Below are 1,749 nucleotides of genomic sequence, written 5' to 3'. Positions count from 1 at the left end.
AATAGAGGGTTGCGGCGCTTCGCGCCGCAACCCTCTATTGGGTTTGATATCCTGACTTAAGTGACTATAGCTATAAATCATAAATTTATAAATCATAAATTTATGCCCGCGATAGCTGCCAACAAAAATTTGTACTGGCAAAAATAGCCGTCAATAAAACCAGAATCCAAATAGATAATGCAATCGTTGTTACAATTTTTGAGTTAAGTTTACTCCCCATATTAAAGGGTAAAAAAACCATTCTATTGTCATATTGCAATTGACTTTTTTGGGCTTCACTCAGGATCAAATTTTGCAAAATTTGATCCGTACATTCATCTGAGAAACTATTATTAAAAAGGCAGAGGATATTTGTCGTTCTCCGTCCTAATGTAAAGGTATTTGTTGTTTTTTCTCCTTTAATTAAGGTTTGTGCTACCTCTAAGTTATTGGGCATAACTACTGAAATAATTTGAACCATTATGCTAATGGCAATCAAAGCAGCAACAAACCAATTTTTGATTTTCTGATGTTGCCATCTTTGGATTAATAATGCGAGTAGAGGAACTAGTATAAGATGTACGGATGTAACATGATATCTAGCACCCCAAGCAACATCACCACTCCAAAACTCGACCTTGCTTGTTAATATCAAAAACATCACTAAGTTAAAGATATTTACAATTAAATACCACCTCATATAAGGCAATATTATTTTCCAAGTCAAAAACGCGATCGCCAAGCATGGAATTAACAATGGATCGTAAATAAAGATACTTTTGGCGGGAGTAAAAAGTACGCCCAAAATACCAACTTCGGGCGAATTAATCAGGGGATAGTTAGGAGGAAGTGCGGGTAATTGAGCAAAAAATGGGTCAGTAGCCTGTGTTTGCATAAAAACACTAGAACCTGTAGCCCAGAAGTTTCCATACCGAAAGAAAGCAAGGGTTCTGTCAAATAGTGCGATCGGTAAAAAGCCCGTAATCCACAGCCATACACATTGCCATATTTTATATCTATTACGGCTTTGATAAGCGATACAGCCAAGGAGAAACATTAAAGAAGTAAAAGCATTAATAATACTAGTATTACGAATTAAAACAGCAATTCCCATTGACAAGCCACTACCTATCACAAACTGATATTTTCCCCTTTGCAAATAGGCGAGGGAAAGAGCATAACTAGTCAAGGTTAAGAGAAGAATTTGATTATTTTGTTGGTGGACTTGAGCATAATTTAGAACTGTCGTTCCCATGAGCATGACGATGCTCGCTAAACCTGCAATTTTTTCTTTAAACTCAAAAAGTCTTAATAGATAAAAACAAGCTATAACCATTGCCACATTGAGGGGGACAAAAGTTAAAAAGCTCACAATTAAACGCCGCAAATATAGTTCAGGTATGGCGGATCTGTTGGGGATTAATCGATGCAATTGCGTTCCTATCCAGTCCGCAGGAAGCATCAGCATCGACTGCCCCAAATCATAATTGATATAGCGTTTTCCACCCGTTCCCATTAGTCCGCCACCAATTTCTCCACGAATAATAGGTTTAAAATCTGGAGAAACCTCTGGAGTTCCCGTCCACCAAGCATGAGCCATTTGCAATCGAAAATCGGTGTCTGAACTTCCAAGTGAGCCTGTATTGATTACGCCAATCCATAACAGTGCAACTAGAGCAAGTTGGGTGACTATTTTCATAGGTTAGGACATAGTTAGGGATGACTAAAGAATAAACTAAAAACCAAAAGAGAGAGGCGGCGCGAAGCGCC

Annotated in this window: 1 protein-coding gene; it reads right to left on the bottom strand. The window is 38.1% G+C overall.

What is annotated here, in order from left to right; all coding sequences use genetic code 11:
* Window positions 1-100: 100 nt before the first annotated feature.
* Window positions 101-1,678 carry a glycosyltransferase family protein gene (locus tag PSE7429_RS22680; RefSeq protein WP_009629741.1) on the bottom strand — a complete coding sequence of 526 codons (1,578 nt, stop codon included), beginning with the start codon at window positions 1,676-1,678 and terminating at the stop codon, window positions 101-103.
* Window positions 1,679-1,749 lie beyond the last annotated feature (71 nt).

This window comes from Pseudanabaena biceps PCC 7429 (assembly GCF_000332215.1).
In the GTDB taxonomy this organism is placed as follows: Bacteria; Cyanobacteriota; Cyanobacteriia; order Pseudanabaenales; family Pseudanabaenaceae; genus Pseudanabaena; species Pseudanabaena biceps.
Note: the sequence above shows the minus strand (reverse complement) of the source record. Positions and strands in the feature narration are given on the sequence as shown.